This is a genomic window from Ekhidna sp. (genome assembly GCF_965212185.1).
Lineage (GTDB): Bacteria > Bacteroidota > Bacteroidia > Cytophagales > Cyclobacteriaceae > Ekhidna.
Window position 1 is genome coordinate 2,515,119 of the sequence record NZ_OZ243102.1, and the last position, 24,805, is coordinate 2,539,923.

The 24,805-nt window shown below is 40.1% G+C and carries 17 protein-coding genes; 9 read left to right on the forward strand and 8 right to left on the reverse strand.

Annotated features, from left to right (window positions below):
- Positions 1 to 26 precede the first annotated feature (26 nt).
- Together ACOMC3_RS10725 and ACOMC3_RS10730 are read right to left on the reverse strand one after the other, a co-directional pair.
- Positions 27 to 1,130, reverse strand: coding sequence for a family 16 glycosylhydrolase (locus ACOMC3_RS10725; protein WP_420315885.1), 1,104 nt, complete (start codon positions 1,128 to 1,130; stop codon positions 27 to 29).
- A gap of 59 nt (positions 1,131 to 1,189) precedes the next feature.
- A complete protein-coding gene (locus tag ACOMC3_RS10730) occupies positions 1,190 to 2,626 on the reverse strand; it encodes a PKD domain-containing protein (protein WP_420315886.1) in 1,437 nt (478 codons plus the stop codon).
- A 227-nt stretch (positions 2,627 to 2,853) separates the two neighbouring features.
- Between ACOMC3_RS10730 and ACOMC3_RS10735 the strand changes: the two genes are divergently transcribed.
- The 7 genes from ACOMC3_RS10735 to ACOMC3_RS10765 all read left to right on the forward strand — a co-directional run bounded on the left by ACOMC3_RS10735 (position 2,854) and on the right by ACOMC3_RS10765 (position 16,005).
- Positions 2,854 to 5,712: a triple tyrosine motif-containing protein gene (locus tag ACOMC3_RS10735; protein WP_420315887.1), complete on the forward strand. Its 2,859-nt coding sequence runs from the start codon at positions 2,854 to 2,856 to the stop codon at positions 5,710 to 5,712.
- Positions 5,713 to 5,873: 161 nt separating this feature from the next.
- Positions 5,874 to 7,307, forward strand: a complete 1,434-nt coding sequence (locus ACOMC3_RS10740) for an alpha-amylase (protein ID WP_420315888.1) — start codon at positions 5,874 to 5,876, stop codon at positions 7,305 to 7,307.
- 136 nt (positions 7,308 to 7,443) lie between these two features.
- Positions 7,444 to 10,908 carry an amidohydrolase family protein gene (locus tag ACOMC3_RS10745; RefSeq protein WP_420315889.1) on the forward strand — a complete coding sequence of 1,155 codons (3,465 nt, stop codon included), beginning with the start codon at positions 7,444 to 7,446 and terminating at the stop codon, positions 10,906 to 10,908.
- A gap of 361 nt (positions 10,909 to 11,269) precedes the next feature.
- On the forward strand, positions 11,270 to 12,574 hold the full coding sequence (locus ACOMC3_RS10750) for a M20/M25/M40 family metallo-hydrolase (RefSeq protein ID WP_420315890.1): 1,305 nt from the start codon (positions 11,270 to 11,272) through the stop codon (positions 12,572 to 12,574).
- Positions 12,575 to 12,693: 119 nt separating this feature from the next.
- Entirely contained in the window at positions 12,694 to 14,025 is a 1,332-nt protein-coding gene (locus ACOMC3_RS10755; RefSeq protein WP_420315891.1) for a hypothetical protein, read from the forward strand.
- A gap of 83 nt (positions 14,026 to 14,108) precedes the next feature.
- A complete protein-coding gene (locus ACOMC3_RS10760; RefSeq protein WP_420315892.1) occupies positions 14,109 to 14,432 on the forward strand; it encodes a hypothetical protein in 324 nt (107 codons plus the stop codon).
- Positions 14,433 to 14,511: 79 nt separating this feature from the next.
- Positions 14,512 to 16,005 (forward strand): CRTAC1 family protein, encoded by a 1,494-nt coding sequence (locus tag ACOMC3_RS10765; protein WP_420315893.1) that lies wholly within the window; start codon positions 14,512 to 14,514, stop codon positions 16,003 to 16,005.
- A gap of 29 nt (positions 16,006 to 16,034) precedes the next feature.
- Here ACOMC3_RS10765 and ACOMC3_RS10770 read toward each other — a convergent pair whose 3' ends face one another.
- The 3 genes from ACOMC3_RS10770 to ACOMC3_RS10780 form a co-directional block, all read right to left on the reverse strand.
- Positions 16,035 to 16,487, reverse strand: coding sequence for a methyltransferase family protein (locus ACOMC3_RS10770; RefSeq protein WP_420315894.1), 453 nt, complete (start codon positions 16,485 to 16,487; stop codon positions 16,035 to 16,037).
- Positions 16,488 to 17,735, reverse strand: a complete 1,248-nt coding sequence (locus ACOMC3_RS10775) for an amidohydrolase family protein (protein ID WP_420315895.1) — start codon at positions 17,733 to 17,735, stop codon at positions 16,488 to 16,490. It abuts the gene before it with no gap.
- A 97-nt stretch (positions 17,736 to 17,832) separates the two neighbouring features.
- Positions 17,833 to 21,666, reverse strand: coding sequence for a S8 family serine peptidase (locus ACOMC3_RS10780; protein WP_420315896.1), 3,834 nt, complete (start codon positions 21,664 to 21,666; stop codon positions 17,833 to 17,835).
- Positions 21,667 to 21,966: 300 nt separating this feature from the next.
- On the opposite strand from ACOMC3_RS10780, the gene ACOMC3_RS10785 reads away from it, so the two are divergent.
- On the forward strand, positions 21,967 to 22,389 hold the full coding sequence (locus ACOMC3_RS10785) for a hypothetical protein (protein ID WP_420315897.1): 423 nt from the start codon (positions 21,967 to 21,969) through the stop codon (positions 22,387 to 22,389).
- Positions 22,390 to 22,392: 3 nt separating this feature from the next.
- Here ACOMC3_RS10785 and ACOMC3_RS10790 read toward each other — a convergent pair whose 3' ends face one another.
- Both ACOMC3_RS10790 and ACOMC3_RS10795 read right to left on the reverse strand, forming a co-directional pair.
- Positions 22,393 to 22,632: a CDGSH iron-sulfur domain-containing protein gene (locus tag ACOMC3_RS10790; protein ID WP_420315898.1), complete on the reverse strand. Its 240-nt coding sequence runs from the start codon at positions 22,630 to 22,632 to the stop codon at positions 22,393 to 22,395.
- Between the two features lie 75 nt (positions 22,633 to 22,707).
- A complete protein-coding gene (locus ACOMC3_RS10795; RefSeq protein WP_420315899.1) occupies positions 22,708 to 23,067 on the reverse strand; it encodes a hypothetical protein in 360 nt (119 codons plus the stop codon).
- Positions 23,068 to 23,248: 181 nt separating this feature from the next.
- On the opposite strand from ACOMC3_RS10795, the gene ACOMC3_RS10800 reads away from it, so the two are divergent.
- Positions 23,249 to 23,584 carry a single-stranded DNA-binding protein gene (locus ACOMC3_RS10800; RefSeq protein ID WP_420315900.1) on the forward strand — a complete coding sequence of 112 codons (336 nt, stop codon included), beginning with the start codon at positions 23,249 to 23,251 and terminating at the stop codon, positions 23,582 to 23,584.
- Positions 23,585 to 23,656: 72 nt separating this feature from the next.
- On the opposite strand, the gene ACOMC3_RS10805 is transcribed toward ACOMC3_RS10800, so the two are convergent.
- Positions 23,657 to 24,805, reverse strand: a complete 1,149-nt coding sequence (locus tag ACOMC3_RS10805) for a hypothetical protein (RefSeq protein ID WP_420315901.1) — start codon at positions 24,803 to 24,805, stop codon at positions 23,657 to 23,659.

Genomic DNA, 24,805 nt, shown 5'->3' on the forward strand with positions numbered 1-24,805 from the left:
TATATGCCGACGACATTATTAATTTTTCAGATATCCTGAAATACACGAACGTAATCAACAATCATACGCTGTGGAAAAACGGTTGACGAATTTGGACTTCCTGGCCAATTACCTCCAACCGCTACATTGAAAATGAGGAAAAACTCATTTCTAAACTCAGAAAGCTCTGCTGGTGTGATACTCATCGAGTGATATTGGCGATCATCTAAAAACCAGCGAATTTGATTTTGATCCCACATGATTGTGAAGACATGAAACTCGTCATTAAATATGCCACTGGAAAGTCGGGTACTCCCACCAAAATCGGCTTTAGTTCCATTGTTATCCCAGTGTGCTGTACCATGAACAACATCTTCGTTATTCTCACCGCCAATCATCTCCATGATATCAATCTCACCACATGATGGCCATCCAACCTGTCGAAAGTTTGCACCGAGCATCCATAAGGCAGGCCACATCCCTTGACCTTTTGGAAGTATTGCTCTAATATCAATTCGTCCATACTGAAACTCAAATTTATTTTCAGTTGTAAGTCTGGATGATGTGTATTGGTTGTTGCTAAAGTTTTCTCTTCTCGCTTCTATCACTAAATAACCCTCAGTCAATGAAGTGTTATCTTCTCTATAATATTGAAGTTCGTTATTGCCCCAGCCACCATTGCCAGTACCAATTTCATAATTCCAATAGGTCTCATTCAGATTTGACCCATCAAATTCATCGTTCCAAATCAGTGTCATCCCATCATACGAAGTAGGTGTAGAATAACCAGTATCATCTATTGGACCTAAGCTGGTATCAAGAGCTATTGAAATAGATTTTGTTTCTCTTAAAAATCTACCTGACACACCGAATGCCTTAACATCCACAGTGTAGTTTCCATCATCATCGTAGGTATAGTCAACCATCCCTGTAGTATTGGTAATAATATCGCTACCATCACCAAGGTCAAATTGATATTCAACAGTATTTTGAGCCGTTGCTTTGACCGAAATATCTCTAGACTCTTCAGAGACATTTATTTCAACCATTAGATTCGACGGATCTTCCGTTGATGCTGTGGGTGAAGAATCATCACATGAAAAAATGATAATACTTAAGAGAACAAATAGAAAACTTTTTTTATAGCTCATGGTATAAGTTGTAATAAAGCCGCGTCCAAATTCAGGACGCGACTTAATTAACCTAAATATTACTCAAGAATTACATCATCGAAATAATGTGTACGTGCTCCTGCTTTTGCCTCCGTCTGGAAGTCAAAGAATAGCACTAATACATCAAATTTCTCAGAGTCTGCTGCTTCGAAAGTGTAGGAAAGCTCTTCCCATGTATCAGCAGTTGTTGTTGTCATGTCTATTTCCTTATTGATATTTGCATCAGCACTATCCTCAAGTTTAAACTTGATAACGGCTCCTGCAAATGGAGAATATACTTTAACCTTAAACGTTGTTTTTGCACTAAAATCAATATATCCGTCTAACTGAGTAGAAATACCTGACCACCCTTGAGATGCATCTGCTTCATCAACCTGACCAACTGTGGCACTTGTGTTTATTCCTCCTGAAACAGGGTTTGCAACTGCAGAAAAATCAACTCCGTTTCCATCTGAATTTGGACCACCAAACGTTCCAAACGAAGGAGTACTTGACTCAAAGTCAATATCAACTACATCAATAATAGTCTTTTGAGAAGTTTCACACTCACCTACTTCTACTTTATCGGCAGCATTGTCATAGCTAACAAGTGTAAACGCCCAGTAACCACCGGCATCTGCAAGGTTGGTTTCTAATACAAGCGTATCTACACCATTTTCAACATCCACTAGCTTAGCTACTGTGTAAGTCACTGATGCAGCAGGTTCCGTAACCTCAGCATCTGTTCCTGCTTTGGTCAATCCAATAAATCCACCAGTTATTGTTAATGTTTCGGTAGAAGGATCGTAAACGAAATCATGTGTTCCAGAATTCCAACCAGAAAGATCTTGGCCTGCATTTCCTACGAAATTCGCTGAATTCGTTGCATCAAAGCATGTCCCAGCGATACCGTCAGCCCAAACACCTTCTTCACCCCAGAAGTCACCATTATTATCAAAAGTGTATGTTCCATCAGTATTGAATGTCCAGGTATCATCAAAAATACATTCTCTTGCACATAAATCTGCGATAGCAAACCATACTTGAGAACGATCTTGTGGTCCAACTTGAATCGGGTTTATTCCCGTTGAATTATCACCAAGAAGCAACCAGGTTTTACCATTGGCACCAATTAATGCCCTTTGAGCTTCTAATGGATCTGTGATGGTTACATCGGCAGTAAATTCAGATGTAACACCTACCTCATTAGATGCAATCAATGCTACCGTAAATGTTCCTGTTTCGGCGTATTCATGCACTGGACTTTCATCCGTGCTGGTAGATCCATCACCGAACGTCCACGCGTATGCAACTGCATTTACCGAAAAGTTAGTGAAGGTTACTTCTGCAAAGTTCTCTTCACTTACTTCAAATTGAAAACTTGCAATAGGATCATCAACTGCTGGTTCATCATCTTCATTACAAGCTGTAAAAATCACAAGAGCACTAAGTGCTGCCCATGTAAACAAACTTTTAAAAATTTTAGAGTTTTTCATTTTGGTTAATATTTTAATTAATCAATAGGTAGCATTCAGTTTTTGCGACCAATCATGGGGATGAAATTATGTGATAAATGAATCAAATCTAAAAAATACACTACATCAAAAACTCATCATACCATAAAATATACTACATCAATCATGTACAAAATATGTATTTATGACTCCTAATCATTATTTTTACTTTCTCAAAAATTTCTTATCATAAAAGAAGCAACTCTACGATGAAGTTGATTTATCTAATACTTTATTTCTCATTTTGTGCGCTTACCTCATATTCACAAGAAGAAAAAAAATCGGATTTTCAACTATTTTCCCTACCTCTTGTAACTACCTACACCCCCACTGAGTATGAGGGAGGGATACAGAATTGGGACATAAATCAAGACACTTCTGGATTCGTTTATATAGCTAACAATTATGGACTGCTAGAGTTTGATGGAGCCTCCTGGAAAAATTATCCAATAGATGGGGCTACTAAGACAAGATCCGTTTTAGTGCAGAGTTCTACAAATAGAATTTATGTGGGAGGCCAAAAGCAGCTTGGCTATTTTGAAAGAACACAATCTGGAATCAGTTACCAGAATCTTGTGGAATATATTCCTGACTCTATTACTAAGGATGAGATCTGGGATATTAACGAATTCAATAATACCCTTTATGTGAACGTGAATGGCACATTAACTTTTCTGGATGGAAATGTTATCAAGCCTATTAAAGGAATAAATAATATAGAGTTTGTTACTCAATTTGATAATGAATTAATCGTCGGCTCTAAGTCGGGTGTTTTTCGAATTACTAAGGAAAGCAGTGAGATAAAGTTACTTTACAATACTGCTGGTTTTGATTATCGAGGGGCCGCTAAAGTTCAAGACGGTTATTTACTTTTCACTTATGATGGAAAAATTTTACGGTATAAAAATGAAAAACTAGAGCACCTTCACACTGCTTATGATACATACCTTCAAGCATCAAAAATCAATAAGGTTCTTAGTCTGAAAAATGGAAATATTGTATTGGGAACTCAAAATGATGGGTTGCTAATTATCAACACTCAATTGGATCAAATTCTTCACCTCACTAAAAATAAGGGACTAAATCACCGGACAGTTATTGCCTTGTTTGAGGATAATTTCAACAATCTATGGGTTGGGCTTAATAATGGAATTTGCGTCATTGAATTGGCCTCTCCATTCTCTTTAATAAATGAATATTTAGGGCTTGAGGGGACTGGCTATGCAGCTACCGCATTAAACGGCGAAGTTTATTTGGGCACCAGTAGTGGATTGTTTCATCCTACCAACAATGATGGCTCTTTCAATTTAGTATCTCAATATGAAGCTATTCCGGGGAGCGAGGGGCTGGTTAACAATGTGCAGGCTATTGATGATAAAATACTGCTAAGCCATCATGAAGGTGCCTACGTCTTCAAAAACAATGTAATCAGCAAATTCTATGATCAAACGGGCACATGGGGGTTTACTAAATTTCGTGAAAACCTACTAATTGGTGGAACATACGAAGGTTTTAGCCTATTCAATGACAATGAAGGATCCCCCATTTTTATTGATCATTTCAATCAGCTTAGTGAATCATCCCGGGTATTTGAATTTGAAAATGATAGCACATTATGGATGACTCATGGCTACAAGGGGGTATATAAAATAATCTTTCAATCTGACACTATAAAACGTATCCAACACTATGGTGAAAATGATGGATTCCCATCTGACATCCTAATAAGTGTTTACAAAATTAGCGATGAACTCATTTTTACTGCTGAAACCGGAATATTTCAATATGACAAAGAAGCAGACAAGTTTATCCCTCACCCATTCCTGAATAGATGGTTTGCAGGCCGTCATTTAAGCAAAATAAAGCAGCTTGAGAATGGTGATATTTTCTACATCGCCAACGGTCAACTAGGTCTTCTAAAAAAAGTTTCAATCGGGGTTTATGAACCTATTGAAAAGCAGTTTAAGAAAATCAATGACTTCATTAGTGACGACCTGGAAAATATCAGCATAATCAATGATGAAGAGATTCTTGTCGGAGCAAAAGAAGGATTTATTCAATACAAAACAAGTCGCGATAATCAAATAAGTGATCTATTTAATACCTACCTAAGAAGCGTCTCCATCACAAATAACAAAGACTCTGTTGAGATTATTTCAGGCACATTTTTCAATTCATCCAAAATAGCAAGCACGAAATTGATACGCTTTGAATACGCTACTCCTTACTTTGATGGAATCGATAAAATAAGATTTGCTTATAGGTTGAAACCTTATGAAGATAGTTGGTCTGACTGGTCTACAACCAATTGGAAGGAGTATACCAATCTACCTTCAGGCGACTACTCTTTTCAAGTTAAGGCTATTAACATTTATGGGAATGAAAGTAAAATCAATAGCTATAATTTCATCATTGAGCCTAAATGGTATGAAACCAACTTAGCATATGCAGCATATGTTTCATTCATCATGTTCATTTTTAGTTCCGTCCTTTTGGTACGAGAGCGTAAACACAAAGTAGAAAAAATACATCTGAACAAAAGCAAGGATGAGGTAATCAGATCTAAAGAAAGGGAAATTTCGGAGTTCTCCGAAAAAACAAATCAGCAAATTCAAGCACTTAAAAATGAAGGCTTAAAGAAAGAAATCGATCATAAAAACAGTCAACTTGCATCTGTAACAATGCACCTTCTGAGTAAGAATGAATTTGTAATGTCACTCAGAAAAAAGCTAAACGACGCTTTAAATGATAGGGACAATAAAGACTCTTTAAATAGGATCGTCAAATCGATCGATCGTAACATTGATGAAGATGAAGCATGGGAAACATTCGCACATCATTTTGATCAGGTTCACGGCAATTTTTTGCATAAGATAAAGGAAGAGGTGCACCTCACACCACAAGAAACAAAACTGTGCGCTTATCTAAAAATGAATATGAGCACAAAGGACATTGCCAATTTGATGAATATCACGATTCGAGGTGTAGAGCTAGCTCGCTACCGACTTAGAAAAAAACTTGGGATTACAAGAGAAACCAACCTTGCTGAGTATCTGGATAGCTTCTAACTTTTACAAAAAAGCCGTTGAAAATCTCATAACACGCAAACGTTTTCGTATTAGATGAAATGTAAAAATCACTGATTTACAGCATTTTACAATGCATTTTTTACAATTACATAAACACCTCTTTGTATATTAATTGGATAAACAACCAATTTAAAAATGTTATGAGAAGACTCACCAAAGTCCTATTAGGAACGGGACTTACGATGTTCCTATTTAGCTGCGAAGAAGATCACGCAGTAACCGAGCTGGATAAAGCTCAAGAAAACACACATATCATTCAGGTTACAGATCATGAGGGTAAACCCTTTGATACAGGTACTAATGGAAGTGAACAAGGCAGGTTTACTGCAGGCCCTGGCGGAGGAGTCATGATGCAAGGGTTTTACTGGGATGTTCCAGCAGGTGGAACCTGGTGGGAAACAGTAGAGGGTAAGCTTGGAGATTGGTCAACTGCAGGCATCCAATCAGTCTGGCTTCCTCCTGTTTCAAAAGCGCAAAATGGGCCATACTCAATGGGTTATGATCCAACAGACTATTTCGATTTTGGAGATTACAATCAGAATGGAACAGTTGAAACACGGTTCGGCTCAAAAACAGAATTGCAATCTCTTATAAGCACCGCGCATGCTGAGAATATGGAGGTCTATGCAGACATTGTTCTTAACCACAACAGTGGTGGTCAGCTTGAAGCCAATCAATATACAGGCACAAATACCTGGACTGATTTTACTGGTGTTGCTTCCGGTAAGTTCTTAAGATCACAACATGACTTTCACCCCAATTGGGTGCACGGTGGCGATGCTGGATACTTTGGAGGATTTCCTGACTTATGTCACGATGTACCATATGTCCAGGATTGGCTATGGAATCGGTCTGACGGAGTAGCTAAGTATTATAAAAATACCATGGGTTTTGACGGCTGGAGATTCGACTATGTGAAAGGATTCGATCCATGGGTTGTAGCGGCCTGGAACAACGCGGTTGGCGGCTTTTCTGTAGGAGAGCTTTGGGATTCTGACGTAAACTGGCTGGAATCATGGGCAAATGCTGCTAACAGTAGCGTGTTTGATTTTGCCTGCTACTATAAAATGAATGATGCATTTGACGGAAACAATCTGAACATCCTAAATGATGACATGATGTGGAAGCGCAATCCATACAAAGCAGTAACATTTGTAACTAATCACGATACCGATGAAATCTGGAATAAGATGTTGGCATATGCATATATCCTCACTCATGAAGGCTATCCAACTATTTTTTATAGTGATTATGAAGAGTGGTTGGATAAGGAAAGGCTAAATAACCTGATTTGGATTCACAACAATAAGGCAACAGGCACTACCAGTATTCTTCATGTAGACAATGATGAGTATGTAGCAAGAAGAAACGGCTATAATGGTAATCCTGGTCTGATTGTTTACATCAACAATTCCAGTTCATGGAAAACCAGGTGGGTTCCTACCAATTGGTATAATATCCAAATCAAAGATTTCACAGGACATTCATCATGGTACCCGACAACACAAGGTGGTGGCTGGGTTCAAATCCAATGTCCTCCTAATAGCTATAGCATTTGGTCTCCAAACATTTAACAGCGAGACATTAACCTCTTCAATAGCCGGACCTTTTGGGTTCGGCTTTTCTTTTATAAATCCACTCATGTAAGTTTTCATTTATACGAGCAGATTTTAAAATATCTTGTGGACTAGTAATACTAACAAACAAGACATGAGAAATTATCTAATCGCAATGCTGGCATTCTTCAGCATGATTGCATTCGCACAGGAAGAAAAAGAATCCGAATCGGATACAACCAAAGAAAAGAAAGCCACAAAAGAACTTCCCCTTGAACCGGAAAGATCTATCCAACTCAAAACAACTGAAGGAACCTGGATTTCACTTGATGTTCACCCGAATGGTCAGGAAATCATTTTCGATATGATGGGAGACCTATATACTCTTCCAATCACCGGAGGAAAAGCAACCCGTATCACCGAAGGGATGGCCTTTGATGATCATCCACGCTATAGCCCGGACGGTAATTCGATCGTATTTGCTTCTGATAGAAGTGGGTCAGAAAATATCTGGACCCTGGATCTGACAGATGAGGAAGCAGAGCCTAATCAAATCACAAAAGACAGTGACAAATACTACCAGGCAGCTGAGTGGTCCAATGATGGTAACTACATTTTTGCTGCAAAAGGCATCAGAACACTTAAGATGCACATGTACCACAAAGACGGTGGTGGAGGCATCCAGCTGATCAAAAAACCAGATGGACTTCAAACCATCGAACCTGCATTTGGTACAGACGATAGATACTTATGGTTCTCACGAAGAAATGGTGCATGGAACTACAATGCACAAATGCCACAATACCAAATTGCTACGTACGATCGTGAGACCGGTGAGATTGCGACGCAAACCAATCAATACGGATCTGCTTTTGCTCCTACCCTTTCGCCTGATGGTAAATGGTTGGTTTATGCTTCCAGATACAATACTGAAACCGGACTTAGAAAAAGAAACTTGCGAACCGGTGAAGAAAGCTGGCTTGCGTACCCGGTAAGAAGAGACGATCAAGAATCAAGAGCAAGAATGGGTGTATATCCTGCCATGTCATTTACTCCGGACAGTCAATCCGTGATTGCATCCTATGGTGGTAAAATCTGGAGAATTCCGATTAATGGTGGTGATGCAACAGAAATTCCTTTTGAAGTAGATGAGGAATTGGATTTTGGACCAATGGTTCAGTTTGATTATCCGATCTACGATAGTACCAAAATGATCGCTAATCAGATCAGAGATGCTAAGCGTTCTCCTGATGGATCTAAGATTGCTTTCACCGTACTTAATCGCTTATATGTAATGGATTACCCTAACGGTACTCCAAAACGTGTCACTAATAATGACTTTACAGAAGCTATGCCTGCATGGTCTCCTGATGGAAGTATGATCGCTTTCTCAACATGGGAAGGAAACGAAGGGCACATATATAAAGTAAGAGCTTCAGGAGGGAGACAAACCAAACTTACCAATCAGGGCGGTGTGTATACCAGCATGGCCTGGGATAAGAAAACAAACAGAATCGCATTCCTTTATGGAACCGCAAAAGCATATGAAGATGCCATTGGTCCTTTCGCTTTCCGAGCGCAGGAAAACATCGGGTGGATTAGCGCTGATGGAGGTAATGTCAATAAGATCAAAGCTGCTAGCGGCAGAGACCTTCCTCATTTCGTAGAAAAGGATGATCGTGTCTACATGTATCATGGTGGTAAAGGTTTGATCTCCATGCGTTGGGATGGTACCGATGAAAAAGAGCATCTGAAAGTATCTGGTATCATGACCTACCCTGCTCTCATTCACGATCATGATCACGACCATAGCATGCTGACGAATGGTGGACCGACTGAACCACAGCGTAAGCCCAGTAATGCGGAGTACGTTCTCATGGCACCTCGGGGCGATAAAGCGTTAGCTAAAATCAATAACAATGTGTATGTGGTGACTGTACCTCCTGTAGGCGCTGAGACGGTAAAAATATCTGTTTCCAATCCGGATAATGCAGCTTTTCCTAGCTGGAAGCTTACCACATTCGGCGGTGAGTTCGCACATTGGAATAAAGATGGAAATACGGTGAATTTCACCTTAGGCAATGCCTATTTCGCTTATGATCTGGAAGAAGCTAAGCGTGTAGCAAAAGAATTGGAGGAGAAAAAGAAAAAAGAAGAAGAGGAAAAGAAGAAGAAAGAGGAGGAAGAGGATGAGGATGATGAAGAGGGAGACGATGAAGGTGAAGAAGACGATGACGGTGAAGAGGAAGGCGATGAGGAAGCATCCGACGGTGATGCTGAAGAGGAAGAAGAGGAAGAAGACGAAGGATACAAGCCAAACGAAATTCGCATCAAAGTAGAAGTGAAAAAAGATGTTCCTGAAGGAACCGTTCTACTTAAAGGTGCTCGTATCATCACCATGAATGGAGATGAAGTCATCGAAAATGGGGATATTCTAATCGAGAATGCTCGAATCAAAGCAGTAGGCGCATCTGGAACTCTAGATGCCGGTAATGCTCAGGTAATGGATATGAATGGCAAAACCATCACTCCTGGATTTGTAGATACTCATGCGCATATGTGGCCAAATTGGGGACTGCATAAAAATCAGGTGTGGGTATATGCAGCAAATCTCGCGTACGGTGTTACTACCACTCGTGATCCACAAACAGCAACAACAGATGTACTAACCTACTCAGACATGGTGGAGACAGGTGATATCCTTGGACCAAGAGTATACTCTACCGGTCCTGGTGTAGGTTTCTGGTATTACAAAATCAAAAGCTTAGAGCATGCTCAAAATGTATTGAAGCAATACTCTGAATACTTTAATACCAAGACCATTAAGATGTATATCACTGGAAACAGACAGCACAGACAGTGGATCATCCAGGCGGCTAAAGAGCAAGAGCTAATGCCAACAACAGAAGGGGCATTGGATATGAAGTTAAATATGACACAGTTGATTGATGGATATCCGGGGCATGAGCACTCGTTCCCAATCTACCCGATTTACAACGATGTACTTTCCTTGACCGCTGAAGCTCAAATGGCTTACACTCCTACCCTTTTGGTATCCTACGGAGGACCTTGGGCTGAAGAGTATTTCTACTCGTCAGAAGATGTTCAGGGAGATGCCAAGATCAACTTCTTCACACCGAAGCGAGAGCTGGACGGTAAGTCGCGTCGAAGAAGAGCATGGTTCATCGAAGAGGAACATATTTTCCCACGCCACAGTGAATTCGTTGGCGATCTTGTGAAAGCCGGTGGTCTCGCAGGTGTTGGATCACACGGTCAGCTTCAGGGGCTTGGTTATCACTGGGAGCTTTGGGCCACTCAGTCGGGAGGAATGCCAGAGCTAGATGCATTAAAAGTAGCAACCATCCTCGGAGCAAAAGCCATTGGATTAAGTAAGGATTTAGGATCAATTGAAGTCGGTAAGCTTGCGGATTTGGTAATTATGGATAAAAATCCATTGGATAACATTCGTAACTCCAACACCATTACACATGTAATGAAGAATGGACGCTTATATGATGGAAATACCCTTGACGAGGTGTATCCAAGACAGAAGAAAGCACCAGATTTCTATTGGGTAAAAGATGGTCCCGATGGATTAGGCTTACCTGGAGAAAAGTAAAATCCAATGTCATTATAACTAACGAAGAATCAAGCCCGGGCCAGTTGGTCTGGGTTTATCTTTTGATTTAACCAGACAAAGCAACGCTTTCCTCTGCGGTTTCTGACAAATTATACGCCATGCGTAATTTGAGTTTGTTATTTTTAACCCGGATTTTCTAATAGAAAATCCGTCCTAAGGACAGACGACTGAAAATGAGTGAGATATGCTATTCATGATAATATACGAGCTCTTTTCATTTTCAGTGTCTGGGTTAAAACCTGACAACTTGTTGTATATCAACAAGTTCGTCATAGTAAAACGAAGAAATATTTTTGTAATGACAATTTTGGGTTTAACCAAACCCCAAAACCTATCTAACATGAAGAATCGATCATTTTTCACTTCCTTATTAGCAGTCTTACTCCTAACTACATGTTTTCTAAGTACCGCACAGCTTAGCAAGACAGAAAAAAAGATCATGAAAATCGTTTCAGATAATCATGAGGAGGCCATGCAGTTTCTGGAAGAAAACGTAAACATCAACAGTGGCACCATGAATTTTGAAGGGGTGAGAGCAGCTGCAGTGCCGTATGAAGAAAAGTATAAAGAAATTGGCATGACACCTACCTGGTATGACATGCCGAAAGAAGTGAATAGAGCCGGTCACCTGTTTGTAGAAAATGAAGGATCAAAAGGGAAGCGATTACTTTTGATCGGTCACCTGGATACGGTATTTCCTAAAGACAGCCCTTTCCAAACATGGAATGAACAAGGAGACAGCATTGTACGTGGACCTGGTGCCAATGACATGAAGGGAGGAAATGTTGTCATGCTTTATGCCTTGAAAGCTTTGTATGAAGCTGGAGCATTGAAAGATCGACAGATCATCGTGGCATTACATGGGGATGAAGAAGCTTCCGGCAAGCCTATCAACGAAAGCAGAAAACACATTCGTGAAGCCGCTCAGCGGAGTGACATTGCACTAGGATTTGAGACCTCTACCGGGTTTAACAATGCCACAATAGCACGAAGAGGATCTAGTGGATGGGAGTTAAAGGTCAAAGGAAAACGCTCCCACTCATCTGGAATCTTTAATGAGTACGTAGGTGCAGGAGCAATCTTTGAGACCTCAAGAATACTACATCAATTCTACACAGATGTTAAAGGAGAAGAATACCTGACCTTTAATCCTGGTGTAATACTGGGGGGCACCAAAGTAGATTTTGATAAACTACTTGAAAGAGGGACAGCCTTTGGTAAATCCAATGTAGTAGCTCAAGAAGTGATCGTTACCGGAGGTCTTCGATTCATTACAGAAGAACAAAAAGAAAATGCTCGTGCCAAAATGCGTGAAATTGTAGCAAATAATTTACCGCAAACCAGTGCAGAGATCTCCTTCATCGATAGTTATCCGGCCATGCCACCCACTGATGGTAACATGGAAGTTCTGGAGGCTTTAAGTGAGGTAAGCCAGGATATGGGTCATGGACCAGTGGAAGCTTGGGATCCCGGGAGAAGAGGCGCAGCAGACATTTCATTTGTAGCTGAATTTATCAGTGGAATTGATGGATTAGGTACTATGGGTCGAGGTGCACACACACCTCAGGAGTATTTAGACTTACGGACTGTAGAAGCACTTACTCAAAGAGCAGCACTTTTAATTTATCGTTTAACCAGAGAATAAATTCTTTTTACTACATGCACTGGAAAAGACTTTCGGTCCTGTGAAGGATTAATCGACTTATTACAGGTTATTAAAAAATATTAGTTTTATTGAATGATTCACACTAACCGCTTAGTATTATGAAGAATAAATTCAAAAAACTCGTTGGAATATCTTATGAAGAATTTCAAACTTTTATTGATGAAAATGAAATTCAATTAAGGAAAGCTCGACTAATTCCATTAGTCAAGATTGGAGATGAAATGGCTCTTACATCCATTTTCCTTTCAGCATTAAAATATGTTGATGAATACCGTAATAATTTCTTTAGTGATATTAAGCTTAGTAAAGCTGGAACAGCCTACTTCTATACTGAGGTATGTTTTCCTAAGCTATCTAAAATGCGATTTGATGGATTAGTGATTGTTGTAAGTGCCGGTAAAATAAAAGATGCCGCATTCTTTGAAATGAAGAATAAGAACAATGAAATCGATTCAAAGCAAATTCAATCTTATGTTGAATTGATAAAAGGTATCAATGTTGATAAGATGATCACAGTTTCCAACCAGTTTGCGCCAAACCAGTCCCAGCTTCCATATTCAATAAAGAATGTAGCTAAGATGAATAATTATCATTTTTCATGGACCTACTTACTCACTATAGCACATTTGTTACTCACGAAGAACGAAACCAATATTGATGATGATGATCAAAGTAATATAATGAAGGAGGTGCTCAGATATTTAGAAGCATCTGAGTCCGGAGTAACCAATTTCAATAAAATGAAACCAGGATGGAAGATGGTAGCTGAGAAAATAATGTCTAAAAGTTCTTTAAACGCTAAAGATGACTATGTAATTGAGGCAGTTGAAAGTTGGGTCCAAGAAGAAAAAGATATGGGGCTTATGCTTAGCAGAGAGCTTGGTGTAATGGTTAAGCTCGGTAGGGATTCTAAAAAGTATAAGATTGATTCAGATATCAAAAAATTAGTTAAAAAGAATCACTTAGAGTCGAGACTAAAGGTGATTGGTTCTGTTTCAGAAATCTTGATTGAGGCTGATTTCAATTCAAGAACAGTCTCAATGTCAGTTGAGGTAGATGCCCCTTTAGATAAAGGTACTAAAGGCAGATTAGGTTGGATGATTCGTCAGATTGAAAAGTGTAAGCAGAAGCATGAAAAGGAATTTAATTCAATTACGAATGAGCTATATATTGATGCAGCTATAAAGTATTACAGTAATGATGTAAGACATAAGTTCATTGATTTTGAACAATTCTATGATCTTGAAAAATCTATGGAAATAACACAGTTCAAGGTCTTAATCATTAGAAACTTTGGAAGAAACTTCGAAAGTGTAAGAAAGTTTGTAGAGATGATTGAATCTATGCTTTTAGAATTCTATAAGGTTATTATTCAGAATTTATCAAATTGGGATAGACCCGCTCCTAAATTGAAGGATGACTCAAAATGAGTACAGCTATACGCTACTTTAAATGTTAATAACTTTCGCATTATTAATTACTAATATTTTTAGTAATTCAATACCTTCGCTATGTGAAGTACATCAATTCAAACAGACAAGGAGGGGTTTCTTATAGACCATGGGCAGAAAGAGTAAAAGAATTACTGGATGAACATGAATTACCGCTCCCGGAGCGGAATGAAATGCATGAGATGTACAATAATAACTTCACCTATGAGGAAGTATTACTCAAGGTGCAGGTAAGAAGTCTGAAATCTGTGTTCATGCGCTTCCATGTCGTTCACAACCAAGGTGAATTCCAAACCACCTTTAAAACTGACCAGCAAGCCAAGGACTTTTTTAAGAAGTTTCCGGAACTGAGAAAAGAACTCACCATGGACAGTCCGAGGTATTAAGTCATCATTATCGCGAGTACCATCCCAACCAAATAAAACCCTCACTCGTTAGCAGAGAAGAAACCAACTAACTGCTACTTTGATCAAGATTACCTACCTACTATCCTTAATCATCTTGCTGCAAGGATTTGTTTTTGCCCAGGAAGAAAAAAAACCACTATTTATTACAAATGACCAGGGACGCATTGCCACTGATGGCGGAGCGACGCGTGGAGTCGCATGGGGAGATATCGACCTTGATGGCATACCAGAACTATATACCACTAACACTGCCGGGCAGTGGAACGCACTATACACAAGCAATGGAAACGGAAGCCTGAATAAAATCACTTCTGGTAAGTCATTTTCTGAGCTTATTCGACATGGTGGTAGATCCGAAGGTGCCAGCTGGGTGGATTATGACAATGATGGAGACTTGGATTTGTACCTCTGTAGCAGAGGGTTGGAACCAAATCAACTATTTCAAAACGATGATAACCAGAAATTCAATAGACTGGATGATCATCCATTGACCATTGATAGCCTTAGCAGCTCCATGGCCTGCTGGGCAGATTATGATCTGGATGGAGATTTAGATGTCCTGTTAATCGGCTATCGTTACAATGGGAACCTTTTCTTTGAAAACATTGGAGAAGGGAACTTTCAAAAGTTACCGGATCATACGCTCTCGGAAGGACAAGGGAATGCACGAACATGTGCTTGCGCAGATGCCAATGGCGATGGGATGGCTGAAATTTTTGTAGGTAATGCCCGTCAGCCAAACCTATACTATCGTAACCTCGGTAATCTGAATTTTGAAAAAGTAACAACCGGTCCAATCATCGAGGATTTAGGGTATGCCTATGGCTCTTCCTGGGCAGACTATGACGATGATGGAGACCTGGATTTATTCATCGCGAATTTTGACAAATCAAACCTGCTATTTAACAATGATGGTACCGGTCAATTTGAGCAAGTGACTGAAGGCTCAGTGGTAGAGGAAAAAAGAGGTGCCTCTAAAGGTCATGCTTGGGGTGATTATGACAATGACGGTGATCTGGACCTCTACATTGGGAATGGAACGTATGGTCCGGATATGACCAATTTTCTTTATTTAAACTCTGGAAATGGAACATTTGAACGATACCTTGAAGGCGAGGTAATGACTCATGCAGACACCACCGCCGGTGTTGCTCACGCCGATTTCGATCGGGATGGTGACCTGGATATTTTCGTTGCAAACTGGGGCTCATCGGATCAAATCAATCGCTTTTACATCAATCAAACGACCGGTATGAATTGGGTAGCTTTTCGATTGAAAGGGACTCAATCAAATAGCTACGGAGTGGGTGCGCAAGTCACAGCATATGTTGAGAATACCGGTGAATCAAAGGTGATGCATCGTTGGGTATATCCAATCACAGGATACGCAAGCCAGAATGATTACGAGCTGCATTTTGGACTGGGAGAATTTGAAAAAATTGATTCATTGGAAGTTAAGTGGCCATCAGGAGCCATTGATAAACATCTCAATCCTTCAGTTAATACGCATTGGTTGATTGAAGAGGGTAATGAGGGAATCAGTAAGCAATAAGACAAACGAAAAATGAGGCGGTTATATAGCTACACCCATCTCCTCACCTGCTCACAAAACTGCCGATATTCCTCTCCAAAAATCTTGGTTAGTGATTCTTCCTCTGGTAGAATTTGAAAGCGGTCAATGTACCAAATAAAGAAAACGACACCCAAAATACCAATGGGATTTCCTATTCGAACAATGCCTCCTAAAATGACCAATGCCATTCCCAGATACATGGGATTTCTGGTGTACCGATACACTCCTGAAGTGACCAAGGCACTTGCTTTGTCCGGATGAAGTGGATCGACCGTGGTTCCTTTCATTCGAAAAGTGATGATCCCTGAAAAAGCAATAAGCACTCCCACCGCTAGAAACAATCTGGACAAAAGGGTTTGATAAGCAAACTGATACGAATATTCTGGCCAGAAATGATGTGCTCCAAATATGCATCCAATGCCCAAAAAGAAAATGACAACTGGAGGTATCTTAAGTTTCATTCAATCAGTTTTATAAAGTATTCCATCTTTCATAACGAGCTTAATTTTGTAAAGATCTGAGATTGATTTAGATGGATTTCCTTCCACAACAACAATATCAGCCAGAAACCCCTGCTTCAACTCACCCAATTTTTCCAAACCAAAAACTTCCGCATTAATAGAAGTTACTGATCGTAACACGTCCAATTCAGCCATTCCATAATCGACCATTAGCTCCAGTTCACGTACATTTTCACCATGCGGGAAAACACCAACATCACCACCAGCTACAAGTGTCACACCACTCTTAAGAGCACGCTCAAACATTTTACGCTTGTTCGTAATACGTTCTGGTTCCGGATCCTTTGTATCCCATCCATCAAAATATTGAGTTACCGCATGGGTGGCTGCAAGGGTTGGACATAAGGCTACATTATTTTCTTTCATCAATTGCAGTACCTCCATTGTTGCATCACTTCCATGCTCAATGGTTTTCACTCCTGCCAATGTTGCTCTTCGCATCCCCTCAGCAGTAGCTGCATGAGTTACCACTACTCTACCACTACTAGCAGCAGTCTCCACAATCATTTTGAGTTCTTCTATCGAAAAGGTGGGTTTGGCTTCACCATCCGGACCCCACCGATAATCTGCATATACCTTGATAAAGTCGGCTCCCTTCCCTATCTGATCTCTTGTCACTGTGATTAGATTTTGAGCATCTGCAGGTTCTGCTCCTAGTGGTACATCAAAATCAGGATGAAAACCTTTAGGCCCATAGCTACCGGTTGCCACAATGGCTCTCCCTGCAACTAACATTCTAGGTCCTTCAATGATCCCTTGCTCTATACTTTGCTTAATAGCCACATCGGCATATCCTGCCCCCTCAGATCCTAAATCCCGAATGGTAGTAAACCCCGCGTACAGATTTTTTGTAGCTGCTTGTCCGCCGCGTATCGCTCGTAAACTTCTTGATTCTTTCAGTACCTGATCATTCCACCCTGTTTGATTATATGGGTAGAGTAATACATGAGAATGTCCCTCAATCATACCTGGCATAATTGTGCCGGTTGGATAATTAAACTCCTGATCAGCTTCTCCCAATTTATTAATCGGACCAACTTCTAAAATGACATTACCTTCAACAATCAACCCCCAGTCCGATTGCACTGACACTCCATCAAACAATTGATCAGCAGTTATTTTAACTCGCTGTGCTACACTAAGAAAAACGCTGAGAAATAGTAAAGAAGAAATAATTGATCGCATCATCAGTAATTTTTTCTAAGATACTTCTTATCACGTTTGCTTCAAATAAAAAACCCCATCCGCTAAAGGCAGACAGGGTTTCTATTAGGTTAGGTTTAAGTTACTCTTTAACAAACTTCTTGATGATGGTTTTGCCACCTGTATCAATTAAGTTAATCATATACATTCCTGAAGTTAGATTACTAACGTCCACGTTTCCACCTGCGATTTGACCTCTTCTAATCACCTGGCCATTAAGGTTAGTGATTGTATAAGATGCCTCGTCTCGAGTAGACGCAATGTTAAGCTTTTCAGAAACTCTATAGTTAGGATACATGCTTACACTTACTGCATCTCCTACATATGATGACTGAGTTGCATAAGAAGTAGTAGCTCCACCAACACAGAAAGCAGTCGTTTCGCTAGATCCAAATGCGCCACCGGAAGCAAGTGTAGTACCTCCGTCTGTCAGGCTGTAAGATCCACTACCATAAGAGCAGCAGATTCCGTCTCCATACGTATCATTGATTACAAAATCGTAGCATCCGTCAGCAAGTGTAATGACTTCCTGTACTGTTGAACCGTCTGGCTGAGAACCATATGTTCCGCCAGAAGCGACAACAGTTCCACCGTCTCTGATCTGCCAGCTGGTTTCCTCAGGATAATTATCTAAAGTGATTGTCAGCGTAACATCTGTTGTTCCACCAGTACTTCCTGCAGATACAGAAAGATCATCGATTGCGATATCACTTGACCATCCGTTTCCAGTGGTACCTACCATTCTTAATTTCACGCTACCACCAAGGTATGCAGCAAGATCAACATTAGCTGTCTGCCATGAGTTACCTTGAGATCCTGAAATTGTCCAGATATTAGACCAGGTTGTTCCATCTGTGGATGCCTGAGCAGTTAGTGATCCAATGTTATTTCCATTCATGTGATACTGGAATGAGAACGTTGCACTGCTTTCACCGGATAGGTCAAAACAATTACTCTCCAAAATTGCTGTTGCATTACTTCCAATTTGTCCAGTGCTTCCGTTAGTAGAAGCTTCAAGGAACATGTAGTAAGAGCCTTCCACAGCTGAGCTTGGTCCTGTTCCTGATGAAGGGGTTCCATTTGCATCTCTTACCCAGTTGCCATCGTCACCAGTTATCTGAGTCCATCCATCATTCACTTCAAATCCTTCCGAGTAAGGAAGCGTTTCTGTGACCGGACAACTCATGCCAGCGCTTTGAGTAGTTACATTCACTGCATTACTAGCAGCTGAAACATTACCCGCCGCATCTTTCGCTCTTACAGTAAATGTGTACGCAGTACCAGCTGATAGTCCTGTGATATTAGCAGAAGTAGTTGTAACTGTACCAATGTTGGAAGCACCTTGATATACATCATAACCGGTTACACCAACATTGTCAGTTGAAGCGTTCCAGTTAAGCGTTAAGGTTGTTTGTGTCACATTAGAAGCAGCTAATCCAGTTGGTGCAGTTGGTGCTTGAGTATCAGCACCTGATCCACCAGTAACTTCAAGATTATCAATAGCAATATCTCCTTGCCATGATGAACCTGAAACACCATTGAATCTTAGTAGAACTGTACCACCAGCATATGCAGCTAGATTAACATCAGCAGCATTCCATGCCGCTCCCTGATCTCCTGATCTTGACCAGATTGAGCTCCAGCTTGCACCATTATCAGCACTCGCTTCCAGGTCAATGGTTCCTACCGCATTACCAGTCATGTGGTAATCGAAAGTGACATTCGCGCCTGACTCACCAGTAAGATCAAAACAAGGGGAATTCAAAATCGCTCGCTTGTTAGGATATCCTGTTCCGTTTCCGGAAACTTCCATGTAGATGTAATAAGATCCGGCAGTGGCACTAGATGGACCAGTTCCACTGGAAGGTGTTCCGTTTGCATCTATTGTCCAGTTTATGTCATCTGCAGTTGATTGGCTCCATGCTCCCAGCGTATTCTCAAAGCTTTCGCTGTAAGGATATGTGGAAATTCCACCTGTACAGTTACTAGAACTAGTTGTGAAGTTAGCAGAGCCAGAGTATGCTGAAGTAGAATTGTCAGGACAAACGCTTCTCACCTGAGCTTCATAATTTGTATCAGCCGTTAGACCGGTTAATGTTGTTGATGTTCCTCCAACACTTACAGTAGTCCAGGTTCCTCCAATTGGTCTGTATCTCACATCGTAAGATGTGCCAGCTACAGAATTCCAGCTTAAAGTAGCTGAAGTTTGCCCAACACTTGAAGGAGAAAGGCCTGTTGGTGTAGTAGCATTACATACTGGTGGAGTACCGGTCACACCAGTTACCACAAGTGAGAAATTTTGGCTACCACCGGATAGAGATCCTTTATGTGTTACTGTAATGGTATAAGATCCGGATGCACCAGAAACATCTACTCGCTCATATGGATCTACATTATTGTCACCCGTATTGTTAGAGTTGATTCCAGTAAGTCTGTAAGGACTATAAGTAGAACCACCTTTGGTCACTCGGATATCCAGGTCATTTACCAATACTGGAGTCGTTTGGTTTGCAGTTCCAGTGTTTGCAGTACCGGCAGGATCTGTCCATGAGATAGATGCCATTAGTGGGCTGCTTCCGTCAGAATCAACATTCAATGTATACGATCCCCCGTTAGAAAGAGAAAGTTCATTAATGATTGCTCCGTTACCATTGTCAGAGATAGCTTCAGCCGCAGCTTTCGCATTAAGCAGTCCCCATCCATAAACAACGTCAGGACCAGAAACACCCGCATCATCAGCCGTGTGAAGGGCTAATCCTTTCAATGTAGCAGCTCTCATGAATGATCCATTCACATTATTGTAGTGCTGTTGTAACAGAAGAAGCGATCCTGTTACATTAGGAGATGCCATGGATGTACCAGAAATCGAGTTATACGCTACATCACTGTTATCATAGGTAGAGTATACACCTGATCCATTTCCTGTAATGTCTGGCTTAATTCTGTAATCATCGGTAGGTCCTTCACTACTACTGCTGCTGATTACAACAGAGTTGAATGAACCATCATTGTTTACATTGGCATCTTGCCCATTTGCAACAACCATGTTGTTTTTAGCTGTGGAGTGCCCGGTAAGCTTATCATATGCAGACTGTCCTGCCAGCGGTTGTCCGTTAGAAGAATTGTCGTTACCGTCATTACCTGCTGCTACCACCATTAGGTAGTATGGCGAATTGTACATTAGGTTATCCCAATCTCTGGACTCATCCAGATATGCTCCGAAATACCAATCGGGTACAAGGCTCGCTCTGTATCCATACGAATGATTTGATAGTAGCATTCCGCTTGAAGCTTCAGTCGTAGCTTCAGAAAGGTCATTGTTCCAATCATGCGTTAATGCCTGTGCCTGAGGAGCCATTCCTTTTGCAGCTGCCTGTACACCAGAAGCAACGATTGTTCCGGTTACGTGCTGTGCATGAAAGCTGTTTCCATTCAAGCCTGTTACACCATCATTGATAGTTACACGGTTGTTTCCGCCCGGTCCATCAAATTCCTGGTGTGTCACTCGCGTAGGTCCACCATCCCAAACATGGGCTGTCATATTCTGACCGTCAAGGCTCAACCCAAGAGATCCACCTATATTCAAATGATCCGCACGTGTTGAACGTGCCGCATCTGCATTGAATACTGTGTAGTAGATTGGATTTCCATCAGGAGATACAGCAACTAATTCATCAACGGATCCATCCGAATTAGGCTTTAAAATCTCCCATCCATTCAAAGTAGCCATGTTAATGGCCCGAGCTTTACGCTGTTCTTCTTTGGAACGAAAATCTTGTTTGAGTTGTGAAAGTTTGTTTAGGTCATAAGTGTTGCTAATCTCTTGCCTTTGCTGTAGGGTTTGGGCAAAAGTCATAGTAGTGGACATAATAAAGGCCAGCAACATAGCCTTTACCTGTCGCTTGTTTCTTCTCATAATAAAACGATCTAGGTTACTAATTAATCCGACGAATATAATGGGAAATATCTCGGACTTCCAACAAGCTTTGTCTTAAAAAACAGTAAACAATATTTTTTATATTAAATTATTATTTAATCAGTATTTTATTTTGATATTTTTAATATTTATTACTCATATAAAAAATAGTTGTACATACACAAGATCAAAATGGATTATCAAATGATAAAGAATGTTTCATTCTGTCGACGAATGCCCATAATGTGTAGATGAAATTTGATACATTTGGCCTTTTCAAGGCAAAATCAACCATTAAACATGCTAAAAACACTTAGTAAAGGACTTATAGCAATTGTAATATTATCTACCTCATGCGTGGCTCAGAAATCAAATGAAGAATCTGGAACATTAAGTGGAATGATCGGCATATACGAAGGTAACTGCATGCCCTCACCTGATGTACCTCCTTGTGAACCACAGCCAATAGCTACTACTGTTTATGTGACGTCATTAACTGAGAAGTTTAGTGAAGATCTTGTGATTGCCACAACAGAATCAAATGAAGATGGAGACTATTCAATCAAATTGGCTCCCGGCACATACAGCTTATTTCTTCAAGATGGTGAAAGTGTGATTTGCGATGTGATTCAATGCCCAGATCAATGCTACTGTAATCCATTTGAAATTGTAGCAGACTCTACAACATCAATCGATGCGAACATTGATCATGCTACTTGGTAAAGTTTATAATTTCTTGTGACTCCCATCACAAAGAGCTGGATTACTTGTCTGTTTACACATACATAAATAAAGCGTTTTGGATTCCTCAGCTTTAAAAACTTTTGGAGCAAAGTCTGATCCTGCATGAGACCCATCACATAAAGGCTGGTTCGAAGATTTACCACATGCACACCATGCATAGGTTTTTCCTCGTTCTACTTCAAAAGCCATTGGCTGGCTATCGGCGATATTTGGTTTCGACATAAGTTAACTGGTTTGGTCAGATAAGTTATCCATATAAAGCATGAAACACGGCGGATTGTTAAGAAAAATTGAAATTTAATTTCCTTCCTTCCTTTCCACCAGTAGAACAAAGCCCTCATCTAGTAATAAGTATCCTTGCTCATAGCAAAATCTGTATGTATCACCCGCTTTGGTAGTATAGCTATTCGTATAATATTCAAAATCAAACCCCTTCTTCAATAGCTTATCCTTGTGGGTTTTTTTCTTTCCATCTGGATTTAAGTCAACTAAAATGCGGCGATTCTTGGCAAGTGTATTATTGACATTTCTCATATAGTTAGTTGCTGCAGAATTGACCTTATTGTTGTACGCATTCCGACAAGCATCTGAGCAAAATTTCTTATCTACCCGACCATGAACGGGTCTTCCGCATTCTGGACATTCTCTATTTTCCATTTTGTTAAAGTATTGATTTACAGTTATAAATCCAATTACAAACGACTACAAACGGATAATAAATGACTACAAACATTTAAAAACCGAATAAGCTTTTCACCCTCCCCAACCTTTGCATTCGTCAAACGACACATTCATCTACCAACAGGTGAATTATTTAACAATTATAAATTTTATTATCATGACAAGTTTAAAAAACAGCGTACAACTAATTGGTAGATTAGGTAACGAACCAGAAGTAAGAACTTTTGAAAGTGGGAAAAAGATGGCCACCTTTTCACTCGCAACGAATGAAACGTATTACAATAACAAGGGCGAGAAAGTCACGGATACTCAATGGCACAACATAGTCGTGTGGGGTAAGAAAGTTGATGTAGTTGAAAACTATCTAAACAAAGGAAGTGAAATTGCCCTGGAAGGTAAACTCATAAACCGGTCCTATGAAAAGGATGGAATCAAGAAATACCTCACAGAGATCAGCATGAATGAACTCTTGATGATGGGTAAAAAAGATTAAATACTCTTTTCAATAAAAAGCCTCATCTACCGATTGGTGGATGAGGCTTCTTTAATTAACAACTCTTGAATTTTATTTTCTTTTTACTGTTATTTCTTTTAGTGCCTTTTCTTTTGAAAGGGACCCATTATCATACTTCTTTAAGGTTCCTGACTTCACGCTTACCTCAATTTCTTTAGGCATTTCACAACCTTTGCACTCAGTTAGTCTTACCTTAAACATCAGCATCTCATCATCTTTTAGGCTTTTAACGGTACGCCCATAGTCAAGTATGTTTTCTAAAAATGACTTTTCGAAAATTGGGTACATAGCATCTACTTTTTGATCTCTCTCCTCTTGAGTCAATCCACTTTCACCGGTTGTTCTTATGGTGTGTTTTCCTCTATCGCTCGTGGATGAGTAAAACTTCATATTGAATGTTACCCCTAATCCATCAAGCTTAGTGTATCCAACATTTCTAGAGGACATATAGTAAGTAGATGATAAGTCCGGCTCATACAGTCTGGAGAAAATGGTGGCAAATAGTTCCAGATCCCTTGAGACTTCTGAGTTGGCGTTTGAATTGAATTCAATTCTTTTTATCAACTCATCTCGATCAATTTTTCCTTGCTTATACGTGATTAGATCTCCTTTAGAAAGTTGAGCCGAGAGTTCCGACATCTTTGATGCATTTTGACCACCAACAAAAAATCGTTCGTTTTTACCTTTTGACTGTACGACGATCTTATGAGACGAGTTTAATTGACCTATGAGGTCAGCATAGTCCACAAGGAATGTTGTCATAAGATCTCTTACTTTTTGCTCACCTTGCTTGGCGATCTCGTCAGCCTTAATTTCTTCTCTGACTTTAATCTCTGTAACAGCGTCCTCATCATCATCCCTATCACTCGCTATCACATAGGCTGATGCACCAGATCCTGTAGAATAAACCACATTACCAGATCCGGAAACTGCGTATACATATGAACTTTGCGGAATGCTAAACACCACTCCAAATTCGGGGATGTAATTGCTTTCTACATTGTTAAAGATCTTAACTCTACCCTCTCCAGAAGCCAGCGTGCTTAATATATTTTCAGCAATTTTAAGATCACGATTCATTCTTTCTTCATCAAAAGATTGAGCTGAAGTATTGAATACAATTGTGAATATTAAGGTGACCAGTACCAATAGTTTTCGCTTATTTTTCATTGTGTTTATATCCTTTATAGTCCTTTTCAT

Excerpts from the sequence above, each read along its gene's own strand:
- ACOMC3_RS10725 (WP_420315885.1), bottom strand. The coding sequence starts at position 1,130 with ATGAGCTATAAAAAAAGTTTTCTATTTGTTCTCTTAAGTATTATCATT.
- ACOMC3_RS10730 (WP_420315886.1), bottom strand. The coding sequence starts at position 2,626 with ATGAAAAACTCTAAAATTTTTAAAAGTTTGTTTACATGGGCAGCACTT.
- ACOMC3_RS10735 (WP_420315887.1), top strand. The coding sequence starts at position 2,854 with ATGAAGTTGATTTATCTAATACTTTATTTCTCATTTTGTGCGCTTACC.
- ACOMC3_RS10740 (WP_420315888.1), top strand. The coding sequence starts at position 5,874 with ATGAGAAGACTCACCAAAGTCCTATTAGGAACGGGACTTACGATGTTC.
- ACOMC3_RS10745 (WP_420315889.1), top strand. The coding sequence starts at position 7,444 with ATGAGAAATTATCTAATCGCAATGCTGGCATTCTTCAGCATGATTGCA.
- ACOMC3_RS10750 (WP_420315890.1), top strand. The coding sequence starts at position 11,270 with ATGAAGAATCGATCATTTTTCACTTCCTTATTAGCAGTCTTACTCCTA.
- ACOMC3_RS10755 (WP_420315891.1), top strand. The coding sequence starts at position 12,694 with ATGAAGAATAAATTCAAAAAACTCGTTGGAATATCTTATGAAGAATTT.
- ACOMC3_RS10770 (WP_420315894.1), bottom strand. The coding sequence starts at position 16,487 with ATGAAACTTAAGATACCTCCAGTTGTCATTTTCTTTTTGGGCATTGGA.
- ACOMC3_RS10775 (WP_420315895.1), bottom strand. The coding sequence starts at position 17,735 with ATGATGCGATCAATTATTTCTTCTTTACTATTTCTCAGCGTTTTTCTT.
- ACOMC3_RS10780 (WP_420315896.1), bottom strand. The coding sequence starts at position 21,666 with ATGAGAAGAAACAAGCGACAGGTAAAGGCTATGTTGCTGGCCTTTATT.
- ACOMC3_RS10785 (WP_420315897.1), top strand. The coding sequence starts at position 21,967 with ATGCTAAAAACACTTAGTAAAGGACTTATAGCAATTGTAATATTATCT.
- ACOMC3_RS10790 (WP_420315898.1), bottom strand. The coding sequence starts at position 22,632 with ATGTCGAAACCAAATATCGCCGATAGCCAGCCAATGGCTTTTGAAGTA.
- ACOMC3_RS10795 (WP_420315899.1), bottom strand. The coding sequence starts at position 23,067 with ATGGAAAATAGAGAATGTCCAGAATGCGGAAGACCCGTTCATGGTCGG.
- ACOMC3_RS10800 (WP_420315900.1), top strand. The coding sequence starts at position 23,249 with ATGACAAGTTTAAAAAACAGCGTACAACTAATTGGTAGATTAGGTAAC.
- ACOMC3_RS10805 (WP_420315901.1), bottom strand. The coding sequence starts at position 24,805 with ATGAAAAGGACTATAAAGGATATAAACACAATGAAAAATAAGCGAAAA.